This window comes from Atopomonas sediminilitoris, assembly GCF_022601735.1.
GTDB lineage: Bacteria > Pseudomonadota > Gammaproteobacteria > Pseudomonadales > Pseudomonadaceae > Atopomonas > Atopomonas sediminilitoris.
In genome coordinates this window covers 134,071-152,397 of sequence record NZ_JAKUMM010000007.1, presented here as the reverse complement: position 1 = coordinate 152,397, position 18,327 = coordinate 134,071, and the positions used below count along the sequence as shown (strand labels likewise).

At 58.6% G+C, this 18,327-nt stretch carries 15 protein-coding genes; all 15 read left to right on the top strand.

The genetic code is table 11. The annotated features are described in order from the left end of the window. Positions 1-61 precede the first annotated feature (61 nt). The 15 genes from acs to alaS all read left to right on the top strand — a co-directional run bounded on the left by acs (position 62) and on the right by alaS (position 18,301). Entirely contained in the window at positions 62-2,017 is a 1,956-nt protein-coding gene (gene acs, locus MKI83_RS12330) for an acetate--CoA ligase (RefSeq protein WP_241586701.1), read from the top strand. A gap of 456 nt (positions 2,018-2,473) precedes the next feature. Continuing rightward, entirely contained in the window at positions 2,474-3,250 is a 777-nt protein-coding gene (gene aotJ / locus MKI83_RS12325; protein ID WP_241586693.1) for an L-arginine-binding protein AotJ, read from the top strand. 139 nt (positions 3,251-3,389) lie between these two features. Continuing rightward, the gene (locus MKI83_RS12320; protein WP_241586691.1) at positions 3,390-4,079 is read left to right on the top strand and encodes an ABC transporter permease; all 690 of its coding nucleotides are present in this window, start codon (positions 3,390-3,392) and stop codon (positions 4,077-4,079) included. Then, complete coding sequence (locus MKI83_RS12315) at positions 4,076-4,774, top strand: ABC transporter permease (RefSeq protein WP_241586689.1); 699 nt, start codon at positions 4,076-4,078, stop codon at positions 4,772-4,774. Before MKI83_RS12320 ends, MKI83_RS12315 begins: the two co-directional genes overlap by 4 nt. Before the next feature lie 6 nt (positions 4,775-4,780). Continuing rightward, a complete protein-coding gene (locus MKI83_RS12310; RefSeq protein WP_241586687.1) occupies positions 4,781-5,914 on the top strand; it encodes a succinylglutamate desuccinylase/aspartoacylase family protein in 1,134 nt (377 codons plus the stop codon). 14 nt (positions 5,915-5,928) lie between these two features. Next, positions 5,929-6,693, top strand: coding sequence for an ABC transporter ATP-binding protein (locus tag MKI83_RS12305; RefSeq protein ID WP_241586685.1), 765 nt, complete (start codon positions 5,929-5,931; stop codon positions 6,691-6,693). Between the two features lie 4 nt (positions 6,694-6,697). Next, positions 6,698-7,684, top strand: coding sequence for a GlxA family transcriptional regulator (locus MKI83_RS12300; RefSeq protein ID WP_241586683.1), 987 nt, complete (start codon positions 6,698-6,700; stop codon positions 7,682-7,684). Between the two features lie 266 nt (positions 7,685-7,950). Then, complete coding sequence (locus tag MKI83_RS12295) at positions 7,951-9,171, top strand: aspartate aminotransferase family protein (RefSeq protein WP_241586681.1); 1,221 nt, start codon at positions 7,951-7,953, stop codon at positions 9,169-9,171. A 57-nt stretch (positions 9,172-9,228) separates the two neighbouring features. Continuing rightward, complete coding sequence (gene aruF / locus MKI83_RS12290; RefSeq protein WP_241586679.1) at positions 9,229-10,251, top strand: arginine/ornithine succinyltransferase subunit alpha; 1,023 nt, start codon at positions 9,229-9,231, stop codon at positions 10,249-10,251. Positions 10,252-10,260: 9 nt separating this feature from the next. Next, positions 10,261-11,280, top strand: coding sequence for an arginine N-succinyltransferase (gene astA, locus MKI83_RS12285; protein WP_241586677.1), 1,020 nt, complete (start codon positions 10,261-10,263; stop codon positions 11,278-11,280). Between the two features lie 2 nt (positions 11,281-11,282). Continuing rightward, positions 11,283-12,746 carry a succinylglutamate-semialdehyde dehydrogenase gene (astD, locus tag MKI83_RS12280; protein ID WP_241586675.1) on the top strand — a complete coding sequence of 488 codons (1,464 nt, stop codon included), beginning with the start codon at positions 11,283-11,285 and terminating at the stop codon, positions 12,744-12,746. Continuing rightward, positions 12,746-14,092: an N-succinylarginine dihydrolase gene (astB, locus tag MKI83_RS12275; protein ID WP_241586673.1), complete on the top strand. Its 1,347-nt coding sequence runs from the start codon at positions 12,746-12,748 to the stop codon at positions 14,090-14,092. The genes astD and astB overlap by 1 nt, the downstream gene beginning before the upstream one ends. A gap of 17 nt (positions 14,093-14,109) precedes the next feature. Further along, on the top strand, positions 14,110-14,400 hold the full coding sequence (locus tag MKI83_RS12270) for a GTPase (protein WP_241586671.1): 291 nt from the start codon (positions 14,110-14,112) through the stop codon (positions 14,398-14,400). 116 nt (positions 14,401-14,516) lie between these two features. Then, the gene (astE, locus tag MKI83_RS12265) at positions 14,517-15,521 is read left to right on the top strand and encodes a succinylglutamate desuccinylase (RefSeq protein WP_241586669.1); all 1,005 of its coding nucleotides are present in this window, start codon (positions 14,517-14,519) and stop codon (positions 15,519-15,521) included. Between the two features lie 161 nt (positions 15,522-15,682). Further along, the gene (gene alaS, locus MKI83_RS12260; protein ID WP_241586667.1) at positions 15,683-18,301 is read left to right on the top strand and encodes an alanine--tRNA ligase; all 2,619 of its coding nucleotides are present in this window, start codon (positions 15,683-15,685) and stop codon (positions 18,299-18,301) included. Positions 18,302-18,327 lie beyond the last annotated feature (26 nt).

Here is an 18,327-nt window from a genome sequence, read left to right as displayed (position 1 = left end):
CGCAGGTAACGACCACACTCGACTCAGTAAGCAATAACAAAAGCTTCAAGGCGAGGTGTTTATGAGCGTGGCAAACCTGTTTCCCGTTAGTGATGAGTTCGCGGCCCAAGCGCTGGTCACTCAAGATAAGTACAAGGAAATGTACCAGCAGTCGGTGATCAACCCCGAAGGCTTTTGGCGCGAGCAGGCGCAGCGGTTGGATTGGATTCAGCCGTTTACCCGCGTTAAGCAAACCTCTTTTGATGATTTGCATGTGGATATCAAGTGGTACTTGGGCGGCACTTTAAACGTGTCGCAAAACTGCTTGGACCGTCACCTTGAAACCCGTGGTGATCAGGTGGCGATTATTTGGGAGGGCGACAACCCCGAAGAGCATCGCCACATCACCTATAAAGAATTGCACGAGCAAGTGTGCAAGTTTGCCAACGCGCTGCGTGGCCAAGGGGTGAATCGCGGCGATGTGGTGACCATCTACATGCCGATGATTCCTGAGGCCGCGGTGGCGATGCTGGCTTGTACCCGCATTGGTGCGATTCATACCGTGGTGTTTGGTGGCTTCTCGCCGGAGGCACTGGCCGGTCGCATTGCCGACAGCCAATCCAAGGTGGTGATCACCGCCGACGAAGGCGTGCGTGGCGGCAAGCGTGTGCCGATGAAGTCCAACGTGGATGAGGCACTGACCAATCCGAGCACCCATTGCGTTAAGCAAGTGCTGGTGGTGCAGCGCACCGGCGGTGAGGTGTCGTGGCATAACCATCGCGATGTTTGGTACCACGATGTGATGAAGGTGGCCTCCAGCTTCTGTCAGCCCAAAGAAATGGACGCCGAAGCCCCGTTGTTCATCCTCTATACCTCCGGTTCGACCGGTAAGCCCAAGGGCGTATTGCACACCACAGGCGGTTACTTGGTGTACGCCGCCATGACCCACGAATACGTGTTCGACTACAAACCGGGCGAGGTGTACTGGTGCACTGCGGATATCGGCTGGATTACCGGTCACAGCTACATGATCTACGGCCCGCTGGCCAACGGCGCTACCACGCTGTTGTACGAGGGCATTCCTAACTATCCGGATGTGTCGCGCATTGGCCAGATCATCGACAAGCATCAGGTCAATATTCTCTACACCGCACCGACTGCGATTCGCGCCATGATGGCCGAGGGCAAGAAGGCCGTGGAAGGCGCCAGTGCGAAAAGTCTGCGCTTGCTCGGCTCGGTGGGGGAGCCTATCAACCCCGAGGCGTGGCACTGGTATCACGATACGGTCGGCCAAGGTCGCTGCCCGATTGTGGATACGTGGTGGCAAACCGAAACCGGCGGCATTCTGATTACCCCGCTGCCGGGGGCCACGGCGCTCAAGCCGGGCTCGGCCACGCGGCCATTCTTTGGCGTGCAGCCCGCGTTGGTGGATAACCTCGGCAACCTGATTGAAGGGCCGGCCGAAGGTAACTTGGTGATTCTCGATTCGTGGCCGGGGCAAATGCGTAGCGTGTACGGCGATCACGACCGTTTTGTGCAGACTTACTTCAAGACGTTCAAGGGCATGTACTTCACCGGTGACGGGGCGCGCCGTGACGAGGATGGCTATTACTGGATCACCGGTCGCGTGGACGACGTGCTGAACGTCTCCGGTCACCGCATGGGCACCGCTGAAATCGAAAGCGCCATGGTGGCGCATCCGGAGGTTGCCGAGGCCGCCGTGGTCGGCTTCCCGCATGACATCAAGGGGCAGGGCATTTATGTCTATGTCACGTTGAATGCTGGGGTTGAAGCCAGCGAGGCGCTGCGTCAAGCGCTGCGCCAATGGGTGCGTAAAGAGATTGGCCCGATTGCCTCGCCGGATGTGATCCAGTGGGCGCCGGGGCTGCCCAAGACCCGCTCGGGCAAAATCATGCGGCGCATTTTGCGCAAGATTGCCGTCGGCGAGTACAACGCGCTGGGGGATATTTCCACCTTGGCTGATCCTGCGGTGGTGCAGCAGTTGGTGGATAGCCATCAAGGCATGCAAGTCGCGTAAATTAGGCGTCAGTACAAAAGCCCAGCCATCACCGGCTGGGCTTTTGCGTTTCTGTTACCACGCTGCTTCAGCGGCAGTTGGAGGGTAACGCCAGACGTTACCGAACGCGCTGTGCCAGTCGCAGAGCAGGTCGCGGTACAACGGCGTGACTGGCGCTTAGGCTTGCATTGGCTGGGCGTGCGCAAAGCTGGCACTGATGCTGCTATAGCTTCTGGTTTGCTTGTCTTGCGCGCTTATGCATTGGCGTGCTTGGCTGTCAATGCATTGTCATGACAATTCTGTTGCCAGTTATATACATGTCGCTTTGACGAAACTCGCTTGTTCAGCGCGCCGCTAAAATGCCCCGCAACTGCCTAAAGGCCCGAGTGCCTGTTTAGGCGTGCCTGCTGACCGGGCTCACTGATGTCGCTTGGTCAGCCCGCTCCTGATTCGATAAAAGCTAATAGGAGAGTTGCGATGAAGAAAATCATGTTGCTGGGCGCTTTGGCCCTGTCTGCCTTAGCCAGTTTGCCAGCGGTGGCTGAAAAGCCTCTGCGCATTGGTATCGAAGCGGCTTACCCGCCGTTTGCGTTCAAGACCCCAGAAGGTGCCATCAGCGGCTTTGATTACGACATCGGCAACGCGCTGTGTGCGGAGATGAAGGTAGAGTGTCAGTGGATCGAGCAGGAGTTCGACGGCCTGATCCCCGCGCTAAAAGTGCGTAAGTTTGACGCCGTGCTGTCATCGATGAGCATCACGCCCGAGCGCGCCAAGTCTGTGGACTTCACCAGCAAGTACTACCACACCCCCGCCAAGCTAGCGATGGCCGAAGGCGTGGTGGTCAATGACCCCGTCGTCGACCTTAAGGGCAAGAAAATTGGCGTGCAGCGCGGCTCGATCTACGACCGTTACGCGACCGATAAATTCATCCCTGCCGGCGTTGAAGTGGTGCGCTACAGCACCCAGAACGAGATCTTCCTCGACATGACCGCCAAGCGTTTGGACGGCACCTTGGCGGATTCGGTGAACATTGATGATGGTTTCTTCAAGACCGACGCTGGTAAAGGCTTTGCGTTTGCTGGTCCGGACTTCACCGAAGAAGCTTACTTCGGTAATGGCGCAGGTATCGCCGTGCGTAAAGGCGACCAAGCGTTAGCGGCCAAGATCAACAAGGCGATCGAAGGTATCCGCGCTAACGGCAAGTACCAAGAAGTGCAAAACAAGTACTTCAACTTCAACGTGTACGGCGAATAAGCCTCACGTGATCTGATACCGGGCGCAGGCTGCGCCCGGTCATCCTTTGTTCCAAGTCGGCCTGTGTCTTAGCGGAGCGCTAAGCCTTGCAGGGTGGGTTTTCTCCCGTTCTCCGATCCCGTTCTAGAGGTGCATTCCCATGCTGCATGGTTATGGCGCAAGCCTGCTTGATGGCGCCTGGCTTACCTTGCAATTGGCCTTGTCGTCGATCGCCTTGGCGATTGTGCTGGGTTTGATTGGCGCGGCGTTTCGTTTGTCGCCGGTGCGTTGGGTGGCCTTCTTGGGCGAGGTGTACGCCACCGTGGTGCGCGGCATTCCTGATCTGGTGTTGATTCTGCTGTTGTTTTACGGCGGTCAGCAGGTGGTCAATCAGCTGGCCTATGCGGTGGGGTATGAGGACTACATCGACCTCAATCCGTTTATCTCAGGCGTTGGCACGCTAGGTTTTATTTTTGGTGCCTACCTGTCGGAAACCTTTCGGGGTGCCTTCATGGCCATTCCCAAAGGGCAGGCGGAAGCAGGCGTCGCTTATGGCTTAAGCGGTACGCAAGTGTTCTTCCGTATTTTGGTGCCGCAGATGATTCGTTTCGCCATCCCCGGTTTCACCAATAACTGGCTGGTGCTGACCAAGGCCACCGCGCTGGTGTCGGTGGTGGGTTTGCAGGATGTGATGTTCAAGGCCAAGCAAGCGGCAGATGCCCTGCGCGAGCCCTTCACCTTTTATTTGGCGGTGGCGGCGGCCTATCTGGTGCTGACCAGTGTGTCGTTGCTGGCGCTGCGCTATCTGGAAAAACGCTACAGCGTGGGCGTTAAGGCGGCAGAGCTATGATCCTCGACTTCGATGTTATCTGGTCTAGCTTGCCGCTGTTTTTCAGTGGCTTAAAAGTTACCGTTGAGCTGCTGCTGATTGCGCTGGGCATTGGCCTGCTGTTGGCCGTGCCGCTGGCGTTGATGCGGGTGTCGAAGAACCCGGCGGTGAACTTCCCCGCGTGGCTCTACACCTACGTGATTCGCGGCACGCCGATGCTGGTGCAGCTGTTTTTGATTTACTACGGCTTGGGGCAGTTTGAAGCCGTGCGCGAGAGTGTTTTGTGGCCGTGGCTATCGCAGGCCAGCTTTTGTGCTTGGTTAGCGTTTGCCATCAACACCAGTGCGTATACCGCGGAAATCTTGGCCGGCAGCCTGAAGGCGACCCCAGGCGGCGAAATTGAGGCGGCTAAAGCCATCGGCATGCCACGCATGATGATGTATCGGCGGATTGTGCTGCCGTCGGCGCTGCGCCGTGCGCTGCCGCAATACAGCAACGAAGTGATCATGATGCTGCACACCACCTCGCTGGCCTCGCTGGTGACCTTGGTGGATATCACCGGCGCCGCGCGCACCGTGAGTTCGCAGTATTACTTGCCGTTTGAGGCGTTTATTACCGCCGCCGTGTTCTACCTGTGCCTGACGTTCTGCTTGGTGCGGTTGTTCAAATATTTAGAAGGTCGCTATCTGGCCTACTTAGCGCCGCGTCGGGGCTAAGCAGCGATGCAGCGGATTGACCACACCTTGCCGTGGGGCAGCTTGGGCAGTGAGCGCACGCTGAGCGTGTTTCGCTTTGGCCCCGCGGCTGACGGCGACGGCAGTGGCGTGCGCAAGGCTTATATCCAAGCCAGTCTGCATGCCGACGAGCTGCCGGGGATGCGTGTGGCGTGGGCGCTTAAGCAGCGCTTGCGTGAGCTGGAAGCGGCCGGCCAATTGCTGGGCACGATCGAGCTGGTGCCGGTGGCCAATCCGATTGGCTTGGCGCAGGCCGTGTACGCCACCCAGCAAGGGCGTTTTGAGCTGCACAGTGGGGCCAATTTCAATCGTGAATTTAGCGATTTGGCCGCGCTGGTCGGTGAGCGTGTCGCGCCGCAATTAAGCAGCGATGCCGCCGCCAACACGGCGCTGATCCGCCAAGCCATGCGCCAAGCGCTGGCCGATTTGCCCGCCGCAGGTTCGGAGTTAGCAGGCTTGCGTCGGCTGTTGCTGACGCACGCTTGTGATGCCGATGTGGTGCTCGACCTGCATTGCGATTTTGAGTCGATTTTATTGCTCTACACCTTGCCAGCATTGTGGCCGCAGGTAGAGCCGCTGGCGCGCCGCTTGGGCGCCGGCATGAGCTTACTGGCAGAGGACTCCGGCGGTGGATCATTCGACGAGGCTTGCTCGCTGCCGTGGTCGCGCTTGGCGCAGCGCTTTGCCGATAAGCCTATCGACATGGCGTGTGTGGCCAGCACCCTTGAGCTGCGCGGCATGCTCGATACCGATCCTGCACAAGCGGCGGCCGATGCCGAAGCGATATTGGCTTATCTGGCCGAGCAAGGTTTGCTCGCCGGACAGTGGCCGGCTTTAGCCGCAGGTGCAGCGCCAGCACGGCCGTTTGCCGGTGCTGATTATTTATCTGCCCCGCATGCTGGGGTGGTGAGTTTTCTTAAGCCGCTGGGCGCTGTGCTAAAGGCCGGCGAAGCGGTCTTTGAAGTGGTGGACCCAGTGAATGATCGCGTCAGTGTGGTGTGTTGTCATACCGATGGCGTGCTCTACGCCCGCGAGCGTCTGCGCTATGCCTTACCGGGTTTATGGTTGGCCAAAGTGGCCGGTGAAACAACGCTGCGTCACGGACGTCTGCTCAGCGATTAATGCGAGAAATGACCATGTACAAACTTGAAGTTCACGATCTGCACAAGCGTTACGGCAGCCATGAGGTGCTGAAGGGCGTCACCCTGACGGCCAAAGCCGGCGATGTGACCAGCATCATCGGCTCCAGTGGTTCGGGCAAGAGCACCTTCTTGCGCTGTATTAATCTGCTGGAGCAGCCTTACCAAGGGCGCATCGTGCTCAACGGTGAAGAGCTCAAGCTGGTCAAAAACAAACACGGCGAACTCAAAGCCGCCGATGCCAAGCAGTTGGCGCGCATTCGTTCGCGCTTGGCCATGGTGTTCCAGCACTTCAACTTGTGGTCGCACATGAGTGCGCTGGAAAACGTCATTGAAGCACCCGTGCATGTGCTTGGGGTGTCGAAGAAAGACGCGCTAGAAAAGGCCGAGTACTACCTCAACAAAGTCGGCGTGGCGCATCGCAAAGACGCCTACCCTTCGCACATGTCCGGTGGCGAGCAGCAGCGGGTGGCGATTGCCCGCGCCTTGGCGGTTGAGCCGGAAGTGATGTTGTTCGACGAGCCAACCTCAGCCCTAGACCCGGAACTGGTTGGCGAAGTGCTCAAAGTGATGCGCGACTTGGCCGAAGAGGGGCGTACCATGGTGGTGGTTACGCATGAAATGGGCTTTGCCCGTGAAGTGTCGAACCAGCTGATCTTCTTGCATCAGGGCCGCGTTGAAGAACAAGGCTGCCCGCGTGAAGTGTTGGCCAACCCCAGTTCTGAACGACTGCAACAATTTCTCTCCGGTAGCCTAAAGTAAGCACATGCCTGCAAAACGTATTGGATTTCTCGTTTGGCCTTCAACGCGGCCACTGACGCTGGCGCTTCTCGATGAAGCGCTGCGCGTGGCTGGTCGTCTGAGCAAGGAATCCATGCTGCATTGCAGTTGGTGGGCCGTAGAAGGCGGGGATACGCCGCTGAGCTTCCCCGGTATCGAATTCGCGGCGATCCCAGCCAATATCGATGACTTCGATCGCATCATCGTGCTGGCCGACGAGCCCATGGCGCAGGTCGCCAGCGCGGCCGCCAATGCGCTGCGTCAGGCGGCGCGGGCGTCTATTCCGCTGACCGCGGTGTCGGCCGGGGTCTACGTGCTGGCACAGCTGGGCTTGCTCGATGGGGTGCGCACCGCTGTGCACTGGCGCTGGCAAGATGACTTTGCCGAGCGCTTCCCCAAGGTGATTGCCACCACCCATTTGTTTGAATGGGAAAAACAACGCGTGACCGCCTGTGGCGGCTTGGCCACCTTGGATGTGGCCTTGGCACTGCTGGGGCGTGAATACGGCGGCGAGCTCGCCGGTTCGGTGTCGGAAGAATTAGTGGTCGAGCGTATTCGTGATGGCGGCGAGCGTCAGCGTATTCCGCTGCGTAACCGTTTGGGCTCCTCGCACCCTAAGCTCACCCAAGCGGTGATGCTGATGGAAGCCAATATTGAAGAGCCGCTGACCACCGACGAAATTGCCCAGCACGTGTGTGTCTCACGCCGCCAGCTGGAGCGCATCTTCAAGCAATACCTCAACCGTGTGCCGAGCCAGTATTACTTGGAGCTGCGCCTGAATCGCGCGCGCAAGTTGCTGCTGCAAACCAGTAAATCGATTATTCAGATTGGTTTGTCGTGTGGTTTTTCCTCGGGGCCGCACTTTTCCAGTGCTTACCGCAACTTCTTTGGGGTGACCCCGCGTGACGACCGCAATCAGCGTCGCGCCAGTGGTGCCGTTGAAGGTGTAGCAGCGGTCGCGCCAGAGCGCTAACCCGGTCTTCGGTCGGTGTCGTGCCTGTGCCTAGGGCGCGGTTTTCAGTTAAATGCGCACCATTAACGTGCGTTTTGTTGTCGTTGGCAGAAAAACACCAGCGCGCGGCAGAACTGCGGTTAAATGGCGCGCGGCTGTGCGTATTAAGCGGCCAAGCGCGGGTCAAATGTGCGGTGTAACAAGTTGTCGCATAGCGGCAAGGCCCCCCGCTGAGCAGCCCCTACAATCTTTAAATCCACTGTCAACGCTTGCGACAGGAGCTAGCAATGTCCGTATCAGAGATGCCGGTGCAACGCGCCGATTTTGACCAAGTCATGGTGCCTAATTACGCCCCCGCGGCGTTCATTCCCGTGCGTGGCGATGGCTCGCGAGTATGGGATCAGAGCGGTCGCGAACTGATCGACTTTGCCGGCGGTATCGCCGTCACGGTGCTGGGCCACAATCACCCCGCCTTAGTGCATGCCCTGACCGAGCAAGCGAAAAAGATTTGGCACGTTTCCAATGTACTGACTAACGAGCCTGCGCTGCGTTTGGCGAAAAAACTCACCAGCGCGACCTTTGCGGACAAGGTGTTTTTTGCCAACTCCGGGGCTGAGGCCAACGAAGCGGCCTTCAAGCTGGCGCGTCGCTACGCGCACGACAAGTTTGGCCCTGAGAAGTGCGAGATCATCGCAGCGACCAACAGTTTCCACGGTCGTACCTTGTTTACCGTCACAGTCGGTGGTCAGCCTAAGTATTCCGATGGTTTCGGCCCTAAGCTCGAAGGCATCAGCCATGTGCCGTTCAATGATTTGGACGCCCTCAAAGCACAAATTTCGGACAAAACCTGCGCCGTGGTGCTGGAGCCTGTACAAGGCGAAAGCGGCATCCTGCCAGCCGATCAAGCGTATCTGGAAGGCGTCCGCGCCCTGTGTGATCAGCACAACGCGCTGCTGGTGTTCGATGAAGTACAAACCGGCATGGGCCGCAGCGGCCATCTGTATGCCTACCAGCATTACGGCGTGACGCCGGACATCCTCTCCAGCGCTAAGAGCTTGGGCGGTGGTTTTCCGATTGGCGCCATCCTCACCACCAATGAGGTTGCCGCGCACTTTGGCGTAGGCACTCATGGCAGCACTTACGGCGGTAACCCGCTGGGCTGCGCCGTGGCTGAGGCGGTGTTTGATGTGGTCAGTACGCCTGAGTGCTTGGCCGGTGTTGCCGAGCGCCATGCGCGCTTTAAAGCAGGGCTTGAGGCGATCAATGCCAAGTACGCGGTGTTCGACACTGTGCGTGGTTTGGGTTTGTTGATCGGCTGTCCGCTGGTTGCGGCTTACCAAGGCCGCGCCAAAGACTTTATGAACGCCGCCGAAGCCGAAGGCTTGATGATTCTGCAAGCCAGCCCAGACGTCGTGCGTTTGGCGCCGAGCTTGGTCATTACAAACGAAGAGATCGACGAAGGCTTAGCGCGCTTAGAGCGTGCGGTGGCCAAGGTCGTCGCTGGTTGATTTGGCTTTAATCGGGCAGGGGCCAGTGCGCTTCTGCCCACCTTGGGAGGAATGCCAATGCTGGTAATGCGCCCTGCGCAACTGTCCGATCTGGCGCAAGTCCGTAAGTTGGCGGCTGCCAGCTTGATCGGCGTGACGTCGCTGCCGGATGACGATGAGCGCCTGCGGGAAAAGATCGCGGCCTCTGAGGCGTCGTACACCTCGGACGTTAGCTTCAATGGCGAAGAAAGCTATTTCTTCGTGCTCGAGGATAGCGATAGCGGCGAGTTGCTCGGCTGCAGCGGTGTGGTTGCCGCTGCCGGCTATTCCGAACCCTTTTACAGCTTTCGTAATGAAACCTTCGTGCACGCCTCGCGTGAGTTGAAGATTCATAACAAAAGTCACGTGTTGTCGATTTGTCATGACCTCACAGGCAATAGCCTGCTGACCTCGTTTTATGTCGATCCGGCACTGGCGCAGCGTGATGACAGCGCCGCCGAGCTTAACTCGCGCGCTCGCTTGCTGTTTATCGCGACCCACCCCGAGCGCTTTGCCGATGCGGTGGTGGTCGAGATCGTGGGCTACAGCGATGAAACCGGGCAGTCGCCTTTTTGGGATGCCATTGGCCGCAACTTCTTCGACATGAGCTACGAAGAAGCAGAGATTCTCTGCGGGCAAAAAAGCCGCACCTTCTTGGCCGAATTGATGCCGAGCTACCCCATCTACGTGCCGTTGTTGTCGGACGCCGCGCAAGAGTCCATGGGGCAAGTGCATCCGGGGGCCGAGATCAATTTCGATATCTTGATGCGCGAAGGGTTTGAGACCGATCACTACATCGATATTTTTGACGGCGGCCCTACCTTGCATGCGCGCTGCGATAGCATTCGCTCGATCGCACAGAGCCGCTTGGCGGCGGTGAATATCGCCGAGCACGGCGCCAACGGGCGGCCGTACTTGGTTTCTCACGGGCGCTTGCAAGATTTTCGCGCCATTGTTGCCACGCTGGATTGGGCACCGGGTCGCCCAGTGACGCTGTCGGTCGCAGAGGCCGAAGCCTTGGGCGTGGAAAAAGGCTCAAACGTTCGCCTGGTCGCGGTGTAAGGGGTAGTTATGATTGTTCGTCCTGCCAAAATGAGCGACCTGCCAGCCTTGATTGAGCTGGCCAAAAGCACCGGCGTTGGCGTCACCAGCCTGCCTGCCAACGAAGAACGTTTGCGCTCGCGCCTGACGTGGGCAGAAAAAGCCTTCGCCGGCGAAGCCGAGCAAGCCGATTGCGATTACCTGTTTGTGCTCGAAGACGACAGCGGCAAGGTGCTCGGTATCAGTGGTTTGATGGCCGCCGTAGGCCTGCGCGAGCCTTGGTACAACTTTCGGGTCGGGTTGACGGTGAGTGCCTCGCAAGAGCTGAACATTCATCGCCAGATTCCAACCCTGTTTCTGGCCAACGACCTGACCGGCCACAGTGAGCTGTGCTCGCTGTTTGTTCATCCGGAGGCGCGCACTGGTCTCAATGGTCGACTGATCTCTAAGTCGCGCTTCTTGTTTATGGCCGAGTTCCCTGAGTTGTTCGGCGACAAGGTGATCGCAGAAATGCGCGGCATGTCTGACGAGCAAGGCAAGTCACCGTTCTGGGAAAGCCTCGGTCGGCACTTCTTCAAGATGGAATTCTCGCAGGCGGATTACCTCACCGGCGTCGGCAATAAAGCTTTTATTGCTGAGCTAATGCCCAAGTTCCCGCTGTACACCTGCTTCTTAACCGAGGCCGCGCGCGATGTGCTGGGCAAGGTGCACCCGCAGACAGAGCCGGCCTTGGCCATGCTGCGTGGCGAAGGTTTCCGCTATCAGGGCTACATCGATATTTTTGACGCAGGCCCGGCGATTGAGTGCGAGCGCAGCCAGATTCGTGCCGTGCGCGACTCGCAAGTGTTGGTCTTGCAGGTGGGCTCGTTAAGTGCCGATGCCAAGCCTTATTTGATTTCTAACCGCAGTCGCGCGGGCTGCCGCATCACCGCGGCAGCGGCCAAAGTGGCTGCGGGGGCCTTGGTGGTGGATGCCGCTACGGCCCGTCGTTTACAGCTGTCTGCTGGCAGTCAGGTACGCGCTGTACCGCTGTCCGCTCGGGAGGTTTAAGCATGTCGACTCATTTCATCGCCGGCCAATGGCTGGCTGGGCAGGGTGCACCGTTGCAGTCGCTCAACCCAGTAAGCCAAGCCCTGTTGTGGCAAGGCCTGCAAGCCAGTGCTGGGCAAGTGGATGCGGCGGTTAAAGCCGCGCGTGCGGCGTTCCCAGCTTGGGCTCGTTTGAGTGTTGAGGCGCGCATTGTTTATCTAGAACGTTTTGCCGAGCTGTTGAAAAGTCGCACCAGCGAATTAGCCCAAGCCATTGGCGAAGAAACCGGCAAGCCGCTGTGGGAATCCGCCACTGAAGTGACCAGCATGGTCAATAAGGTGGCGATTTCGATCACCGCCTACCGCGAGCGCACCGGTGAACGTGCCGCTCCCTTGGGCGATGCGCAAAGCGTGCTGCGGCATAAACCGCACGGCGTGGTGGCGGTGTTTGGGCCGTATAACTTTCCTGGCCACTTACCGAATGGCCATATTGTGCCGGCCTTGCTGGCGGGTAACTGCGTGGTGTTTAAACCCAGCGAGTTGACCCCGCGCTTTGCTGAGTTAACCGTGCGCTGCTGGGCCGAAGCCGGCTTGCCAAACGGCGTGCTGAACTTGGTGCAAGGCGCACGCGATACCGGCGTGGCGTTAGCGGCGCATGCCGATATTGATGGTTTGTTCTTCACCGGCTCCAGCACCACCGGCAATATCCTGCATCAGCAATTTGCCGGCGCGCCGCAAAAAATCCTCGCGTTGGAGATGGGCGGCAATAACCCGCTGATTGTCGAAGAAATGCCCGACTTAGACGCCACCGTCTACACCATCGTGCAGTCGGCGTTTATTTCGGCCGGCCAACGCTGCACGTGTGCGCGGCGTTTGTTGGTGCCGCAAGGCGCTTGGGGCGATCGCTTGTTGGCGCGTTTGGTTGAGGTTGCGCAGCAGATCCAGGTGGGCGCGTTTGACGCTGAGCCGGCCCCGTTTATGGGCTCGGTGATTTCGCTTAAGGCCGCGGCTGACTTAATCAGCGCCCAGCAGCGTTTGCAGGCAGCTGGTGCCACGAGCCTGCTGGCGATGACGCAGCCAGAGGTCAACGCCGCGCTGCTGACCCCGGGCATTATTGATGTGACCGCCGTGGCAGGGCGTGAAGACGAAGAGTTCTTCGGCCCGCTGCTGCAAGTGATTCGCTATGCCGATTTCGATGCGGCCATTGCCGAAGCCAACAACACCCGCTTTGGCTTGGCGGCTGGCTTGCTGTCACCTTCGCGTGAGCGCTATGAGCAGTTTTTGCTGGAAAGCCGCGCTGGCATTGTGAACTGGAACAAACAACTGACCGGCGCGGCCAGCAGCGCGCCGTTTGGTGGCATTGGCGCCTCGGGTAATCACCGCGCCAGTGCCTATTACGCCGCCGATTATTGCGCCTATCCCGTGGCCTCGTTAGAGGCTGACAGTGTCAGCCTGCCTGCGACCTTAACTCCCGGAGTGACGTTGTGATGAATGCTTTTGAAGTGAATTTCGATGGTCTGGTCGGGCCAACGCACAATTACGGTGGTTTGTCGTACGGCAACGTGGCCTCGCAAAGCAACTCGCAAGTCGCCTCCAACCCGCGTGAGGCGGCTAAGCAAGGTCTGGCCAAGATGAAGGCCTTGAAAGACCTTGGTTTTCAGCAAGGCGTGCTGGCGCCGCAAGAGCGCCCCGATGTGAACGCGCTGCGTGCCCTAGGCTTTGGCGGTACCGACGCACAGGTGATCAGCAAGGCGGCCAAAGAAGCTATGCCGCTGTTGGTGGCGTGCTCGTCGGCCTCCAGTATGTGGACAGCCAACGCTGCCACCGTCAGCCCCAGTGCCGATACCGCGGACGGCAAGGTGCACTTCACTGCAGCCAACTTGAATTGCAAGTTTCACCGTTCTATCGAGCACCCGCTGACCTCGCGGATTTTGCAGGCGATGTTCGCCAACGATAGCCACTTTGCCCATCACGCCGCTTTGCCGGCGGTGGCGCAGTTTGGTGATGAAGGCGCAGCGAATCACACGCGCTTTTGCAACGGCTACGGCAACGCAGGCGTTGAGTTTTTTGTCTTCGGTCGCAGCGCGTTTGATCCGCGCTACCCCGCGCCGCAGCGTTATCCAGCCCGGCAAACCTTAGAGGCCTCGCAAGCGGTCGCTCGTCTGCATGGGCTCAATGAAGGCGGCGTGGTCTACGCCCAGCAAAATCCAGCCGTGATCGACCAAGGCGTGTTCCACAACGATGTTATCGCGGTGGGTAATGCAGAGCTGTTGTTCCATCACGAAGAAGCCTTCCTCGATACTGACAAGGTGCTCGACGAGCTGCGCAATAAATTGGCCGCTGTCGGTGGGCAATTCGCCAGTCTGTGCGTGCCGTCTGCCGAGGTGAGCGTGCAGGATGCGGTGCAGTCGTACCTGTTCAACAGCCAGCTGTTGTCGCGCCCGGATGGCCGCATGCTCTTGGTGGTGCCCGATGAGTGCCGTCAGAACGCCAATGTGTGGGCTTATTTGCAGGCGCAAATGGCGAGCAACGGCCCGATCGCCGAAGTAAAAGTGTTTGAACTCAAGCAAAGCATGCAAAACGGCGGCGGCCCTGCTTGCCTGCGTTTGCGCGTGGCGCTGAACGAGCAAGAGTTAGCCGCGGTTAACCCGAACGTACTGATGAGCGATTCGCTGCACGACACCCTTGTCGCGTGGGTCGACAAACATTACCGTGACCGCCTTAGTGAAGCCGACCTTGCCGATCCGCAGTTGCTGGTTGAGTGCCGCAGTGCACTGGATGAGCTAACCCAGATTTTGGCCCTCGGATCGGTTTATTCCTTCCAGCGCGTATGACCCAAGTGAGCCCCACCATGGAAAGCCTGCCGATTATTCTTGAAAACCAAAACGGTGAACAACAAGCCACCCATACCGCCCGCTTAGGTGTACGCCTGAACGATCGTGACGTGTGGTTGGAGTCTGACGGCAAAGGCGGGGTGATTATTTACGCCGAAGCCCACGAGAGCGAAGAGCAAATCCCCGTGTTGGTGGTGCGCCCGCAAGCCGTCAATCAGCTGAATTTGCAAGTAGCGATGGAAGCCGCCGATGACGGCGACGACTGTTTGCCTGGCTGCGGCTGTGACGATCCGGCGCATAGCCACTAAACTCATGCTATCCCTGCTGGGTTGAGCGTGGCTCGCCCAGCGTTCACTGCGCGGTGCTAGCCGTCAGCAGGCGGCCACCGGCGGCGGCTTTGACCGCTCGTTAAGGAGGATGCCCCATGCTGTCTCTGGGCAAGTTTCTCGAACTATCCCTAGGCGGGCGCGAGCCCTGCGAAAAAATCCAAATTAACGCCCAAGGCGCCCGCTTAATCTGGCGCGCTGAAGGTGTGCTGGAAGTTGATCCGCCAGCGGCCGATGACTGTGGTCGCGACCTGATTCTGTCGGCCGGCATTCACGGTAACGAAACGGCGCCCATCGAACTGCTCGATCGCCTCTTGGTGGCGATTGCCAGCAACCAACTCAAAGTCGGCACGCGGGTGTTGTTCGTGCTCGGCAATCTAGACGCCATGCGCAAAGGCGAGCGCTATTTAAGTGAAGACTTAAACCGCTTGTTCAGCGGTCGTCACGAGATGGCCGAAGGCAGCGAAGCGCTGCGCGCCGATGCGCTGGAAAAGTACTGCACGGCGTTTTACCAGCCCGAACCCGAAGAAATCGCAGAGCGCGAGCGTATGCACTACGACCTGCACACGGCGATTCGTGGTTCACGCGTAGAAAAATTCGCCCTGTATCCTTTCGTTGAAAACCGCCCGGTGCGCACATCCGCCTTGGCGCGCTTGCAAGCCGGCGCGGTCGAGACGGTGCTGCTGCAAAACCGCCACGCCAATACCTTCTCTGCTTTTACGGCAGCTCACTTGCAGGCTGAGTCGTTCACCATCGAACTGGGCAAGGCCCGTCCATTTGGCCACAACCAAGACGTTGACCTGACGGCGATGGAGCAGATGCTGCGCACCTTGATCAGTGGCGCCGAGGTGGATGCTGATGGCTATGACAGCGAAGCCATGCAGCTGTATACCGTGGCGCGCGAAGTGATCAAACACAGCGAGTCTTTCCGCCTGCACTTGGCGGACAACGTGGAAAACTTCACTGAACTGGCCGAAGGCTATTTGTTGGCCGAAGACTGTGGTGAGCGTTTTGTGGTGGAAGAGCCGGGCGCGCGAATTATCTTCCCCAACCCCAAGGTTAAAAACGGCCTGCGCGCGGGGCTGTTGATCGTGCCGCTGTAAGGCGGCCGCTCAGTCCGTTTTCTTGGCCTTTAGGCGACGAAAAGCCGGTAAAACCCAGCGGTTATCCCCGTGGCTCTCGTGCATGGGCGGTAAAAGTACGCCTATAATGCGCGTCTTTGTTTTTTCGCCGCCGTTGGCGCGTGCCTGTCTGGAAAGGATTTATGAAAAGCGCTGAAATTCGCGAAGCCTTCTTGCGTTTCTTTGAAGAAAAGGGCCATGCCCGCGTTGCCTCCAGCTCGTTGATTCCGGCTAACGACCCGACCTTGCTGTTCACCAACGCAGGGATGAATCAGTTTAAAGACTGTTTCTTAGGGCTTGAAAAGCGCGCGTACACCCGCGCCACCACCAGCCAGAAGTGCGTGCGCGCCGGCGGTAAGCACAACGATTTGGAAAACGTCGGCTACACCGCCCGTCACCACACCTTCTTTGAAATGCTGGGCAACTTCAGCTTCGGCGACTATTTCAAGCGCGACGCGATTCACTATGCGTGGGAGTTTCTCACCAGCGCCCAATGGCTAAACCTGCCGCAAGAAAAATTGTGGGTCACGGTGTACGCCAGCGATGACGAAGCCTACGACATCTGGACGCAACAAGTCGGCGTACCGGCTGAACGCATGGTGCGTATCGGTGACAACAAGGGCGCGCCGTATGCCTCGGATAACTTCTGGGCTATGGGTGATACCGGTCCGTGTGGTCCGTGTACTGAGATCTTCTTTGATCACGGTGAACACATTTGGGGCGGCCCGCCCGGTTCGCCAGAAGAAGATGGCGACCGCTATATCGAAATCTGGAACAACGTGTTCATGCAGTTCAACCGCACGGCTGATGGCGTGATGCACCCGTTGCCCGCGCCGTCGGTGGATACCGGCATGGGTTTGGAGCGGATCAGTGCTGTGTTGCAGCACGTGAACTCTAACTACGAGATCGACTTGTTCCAAAGCTTGCTCAGCGCCGCGGCCAAGGCGATTGGCTGTGCCAATGACAGTCAGGCCTCGTTGAAAGTGGTCGCCGACCATATCCGCTCGTGCAGTTTCTTGATTGCCGATGGCGTGACTCCGTCCAACGAAGGGCGTGGTTATGTGCTGCGCCGCATCATTCGCCGCGCGTGTCGTCACGGTAACAAGCTGGGCGCTAAAGGTGCGTTCTTCCACCAGATCGTCGCTGCGTTGGTGGCTGAGATGGGCGAAGCCTTCCCTGAGTTGCGTCAACAACAAGCGCAAATCGAGCGCGTGCTTAAGAATGAAGAAGAGCAATTCGCCAAGACGCTTGAGCAAGGCTTGAAGATTCTTGAGCAAGATTTGGCTGAGCTGCAAGGCGCCGTCATTCCCGGTGACGTGGTGTTCAAGCTGTATGACACCTACGGCTTCCCGATGGACTTAACCGCAGACATCGCCCGTGAGCGCGAGCTGTCGATTGACGAAGCCGGCTTTGAGCGAGAAATGGACGCTCAGCGTGAGCGTGCCCGTTCGGCCAGCAACTTTGGTTTGGATTACAACAGTTTAGTAAAGGTCGATGCCGATACCCGCTTTGATGGCTATAGCGCGATGGAAGGCAGCGGCACGATTGTCGCCCTGTTCAAAGACGGCCAAGCCGTCGAGCAGCTGAGTGAAGGCGATCACGCGGTGGTGGTGCTCGATGCCACGCCGTTCTATGCCGAATCAGGCGGTCAAGTGGGCGACTGCGGTAGCTTGCAAGGTGCTGGCGTGCGTTTTGATGTGCGCGACACCACCAAAGCCGGTGGTGCGCACCTGCACCATGGCGTGGTCGCGCAGGGCAGCCTTGCGGTTGGCGCGAGCATTAAAGCTAATGTGGATGCTGGCGTGCGCGGCGCGACAGCACTCAACCACTCGGCCACCCACTTGCTGCATGCGGCGCTACGCAATGTGCTCGGCGAGCACGTGCAGCAGAAGGGCTCCTTGGTCGATAGTCAGCGTCTGCGCTTTGATTTCAGCCACTTTGAGGCGATCAAGCCTGAGCAGATTAAAGCGCTGGAAGATCAGGTCAACGCTGAGATTCGCAAAAACAGCGCGGTTGAAACCGAAGTCACCGATATCGACACCGCCAAAGCCAAAGGCGCTATGGCGTTGTTCGGTGAAAAGTATGGTGACAGCGTGCGTGTACTGACCATGGGTGGCGGTTACTCGGTGGAATTGTGCGGCGGTATTCATGCGCAGCGTACCGGCGATATCGGCTTATTGAAGATTGTGAGCGAAGGCGGCGTGGCGGCTGGCGTGCGCCGTATTGAAGCGGTCACCGGCGCGGCGGCGTTGATCTACCTGAATAATGCCGATGAGCAGCTCAAAGAAGCGGCGAGCTTGGTTAAAGGCTCGCGCGATAACGTGCTGAATAAGCTGGCTGCGTTGCTGGAGCGTAACCGCGCGCTGGAAAAAGAGCTCGAGCAGCTCAAGGCCAAAGCAGCCAGCGCAGCCGGTAATGACCTGGCCGCTGAAGCCCAGCAAATTAATGGCGTTAACGTGCTGGCGACTCAGCTTGATGGTCTAGACGGCAAAGCCTTGCTGGCCTTGGTTGATCAGCTCAAAAACAAGCTGGGCAGCGCGGTGATTTTGTTGGGCAGCGTGCTGGATGACAAAGTCGTGCTGGTGGCTGGTGTGACGCAAGATTTAGCGAAGCAGTACAAAGCCGGCGACTTGATGAAACAAGCGGCGGCGGCTGTTGGTGGTAAAGGCGGCGGCCGTCCAGACATGGCGCAAGGTGGCGGTACCGATATCGCTGCGTTGCCCAGCGCCTTGGCGTTGGCTGCGGCGTTCGTCGCCGGTTGATTTTCTGGCGCTCGGCCCACGCCCGC

Excerpts from the sequence above, each read along its gene's own strand:
- acs (WP_241586701.1), top strand. The coding sequence starts at position 62 with ATGAGCGTGGCAAACCTGTTTCCCGTTAGTGATGAGTTCGCGGCCCAA.
- astA (WP_241586677.1), top strand. The coding sequence starts at position 10,261 with ATGATTGTTCGTCCTGCCAAAATGAGCGACCTGCCAGCCTTGATTGAG.
- aotJ (WP_241586693.1), top strand. The coding sequence starts at position 2,474 with ATGAAGAAAATCATGTTGCTGGGCGCTTTGGCCCTGTCTGCCTTAGCC.
- MKI83_RS12315 (WP_241586689.1), top strand. The coding sequence starts at position 4,076 with ATGATCCTCGACTTCGATGTTATCTGGTCTAGCTTGCCGCTGTTTTTC.
- astE (WP_241586669.1), top strand. The coding sequence starts at position 14,517 with ATGCTGTCTCTGGGCAAGTTTCTCGAACTATCCCTAGGCGGGCGCGAG.
- MKI83_RS12310 (WP_241586687.1), top strand. The coding sequence starts at position 4,781 with ATGCAGCGGATTGACCACACCTTGCCGTGGGGCAGCTTGGGCAGTGAG.
- aruF (WP_241586679.1), top strand. The coding sequence starts at position 9,229 with ATGCTGGTAATGCGCCCTGCGCAACTGTCCGATCTGGCGCAAGTCCGT.
- MKI83_RS12300 (WP_241586683.1), top strand. The coding sequence starts at position 6,698 with ATGCCTGCAAAACGTATTGGATTTCTCGTTTGGCCTTCAACGCGGCCA.
- MKI83_RS12270 (WP_241586671.1), top strand. The coding sequence starts at position 14,110 with ATGGAAAGCCTGCCGATTATTCTTGAAAACCAAAACGGTGAACAACAA.
- MKI83_RS12295 (WP_241586681.1), top strand. The coding sequence starts at position 7,951 with ATGTCCGTATCAGAGATGCCGGTGCAACGCGCCGATTTTGACCAAGTC.
- alaS (WP_241586667.1), top strand. The coding sequence starts at position 15,683 with ATGAAAAGCGCTGAAATTCGCGAAGCCTTCTTGCGTTTCTTTGAAGAA.
- astB (WP_241586673.1), top strand. The coding sequence starts at position 12,746 with ATGAATGCTTTTGAAGTGAATTTCGATGGTCTGGTCGGGCCAACGCAC.
- MKI83_RS12305 (WP_241586685.1), top strand. The coding sequence starts at position 5,929 with ATGTACAAACTTGAAGTTCACGATCTGCACAAGCGTTACGGCAGCCAT.
- astD (WP_241586675.1), top strand. The coding sequence starts at position 11,283 with ATGTCGACTCATTTCATCGCCGGCCAATGGCTGGCTGGGCAGGGTGCA.
- MKI83_RS12320 (WP_241586691.1), top strand. The coding sequence starts at position 3,390 with ATGCTGCATGGTTATGGCGCAAGCCTGCTTGATGGCGCCTGGCTTACC.